The following is a 1,855-nucleotide window of genomic DNA, read 5'->3' on the forward strand; positions in this document are numbered from 1 at the left end:
GTCCGGTGCCGGCCGGCACCGGACACGCCCGAACGATCAGCGATCAGGGTGGGTCTGGGTCAGCAGCCCACTGCCTAGCGCTGCAGGGTCAGCACACCCGGCCGCCACGGCAGCAGGTTGTAATCGCCGCCCGCGCTGGGGTTCTTCCCCTGGTAGAGGAACTGGAGGTTGCACGGGTCGATGGTCTTGGTCTGGTCGGGGTTGTTGCGGACCAGGTCACCGTGGCTGATGTCGTTGGTCCACGTCGCGCCGCTGTTGGCCTTGCCGGCGAAGGGGTTGCTCTCGGTGGCGGCCTGCGGGGTCCACGAACCGCCCAGGCTGCTGGACGTGAACGAGCGGAAGTAGCGACCCTGGCTGCCGATCGCCTCGACGATCATCAGGTACTGGTTCTGGCCCTGCACCTTGTAGACCTCGACCCCCTCGAACAGGTTGTTGGTCGTGTCGGTCATGATCGTCGTGTAACTGGAGCCGAAGCTGCCCGGGAAGTTGCCGATCGGCATGCTCGACCGGTAGATCTTGCCGTTGTCACCGGCGAAGAACAGGTACATGTTCTGGTCGTCGCCGATGAGGGTCTGGTCGATCACGCCGTACGGGGCGTCGGGAAGGCTGGCGGTGGACAGCGTCTGTGGCGCCGACCAGCCGTTGGCGTTGGTCGGGTCGCTCGACGTCTTGTAGCTGAACGAGGTCGGCCCCCACTGGTACGCCAGCACCCAGACGTTCTTCGGGGCGAAGTACAGCAGGGTGGGCGCCACGGTGCCCTGGCTCATGCTGTTCTGCCCGGCCGAGGCCATGTCGGACCAGTTCGTGAACAGGCTGAAGTTCATCGAGCCGTACGTTCCGCCGCTGGTGACGTTGGACCCGTAGACCAGGTGCCTGCCGTTGTAGACCACGTTGGTGAAGTCCTTGAGCGAGACCCACCCGTTCTGCGGGTTCGTCAGCGCACCGGTCGAGGTCCAGCGGTACGTCGAGGGCAGAGCACAGCCACCCGGGGGCGGCGAGGACGGGGGCGGCCCGGACGGCGAGGGCGAGGGCGAGCCGCCGAACGTGGTCCGCCACTGCTGGTTGGTCTGCCCGTGGCAGTCGTACAGCTGGACCTGCTGGCCGTTGGCCGTGCCCCACACGTCCAGGCACCGGCCGGACTGAACGCCGCTGATGGTGCCGTTGGAGTTGACGTTCCACTGCTGGTTCGTCTGCCCGTTACAGTCCCAGATGATGATCGCGGTGCCGTTCGCGGTGCCGCGGCCGTTGGCGTCGAGGCACTTGCCGCCGTACACGGTCAGCTGCTTGCTGGCGGTGTACGTCCATCGCTGCTGGGTTTGCCCGTTGCAGTCGTAGAGCTGCACCCGGGTGCCGTTGGTCTGCGACGCGTTGGGCACGTCGACGCACCGGCCCGACTGCACCCCGACGATCGTGCCGGCGCCACCCGGCGGCGGGCTGCTGCTCGGCGGGGTCGACGGGCTGACGGCGTTGAGCGCGTTCAGCACCGACGTGTAGGCGGACTTCTTGTTCCCATTGCCGTCGAACAGCAGCGGGCTCTCGCTGGAGCGCCACGAGTCGCTGTCGCGCACGCCCCACACCGTGATGCCGATGCAGCGCGGCACGTTCATGCACGCCTGGGTGAGACCGGCGTACTGCGTGGTGGAGGCGTTGGTGACGTCGACCTCGGTCAGGGCCACGTCCACGCCGAGGGCGGCGAAGCTGGACAGCGTGGTCTGGAAGTTGCTCGGCAGGGAGCTGCCGCCGGTGAAGTGGGTCTGCAGACCGACGCAGTCGATGGGCACGCCACGGGACTTGAAGTCCTGGATCATGCGGTACACACCCTGGGTCTTGCCGTACGACCAGTTCTCGATGTTGT

Annotated in this window: 1 protein-coding gene; it reads right to left on the reverse strand. The window is 66.9% G+C overall.

What is annotated here, in order from left to right:
- Positions 1–74: 74 nt before the first annotated feature.
- The coding region (locus tag AB0J67_RS40875; RefSeq protein WP_363491173.1) for a non-reducing end alpha-L-arabinofuranosidase family hydrolase at positions 75–1,855 on the reverse strand (1,781 nt) is incomplete at its 5' end.

Source organism: Catellatospora sp. NPDC049609 (genome assembly GCF_040675365.1).
Taxonomy (GTDB): Bacteria; Actinomycetota; Actinomycetes; order Mycobacteriales; family Micromonosporaceae; genus Catellatospora.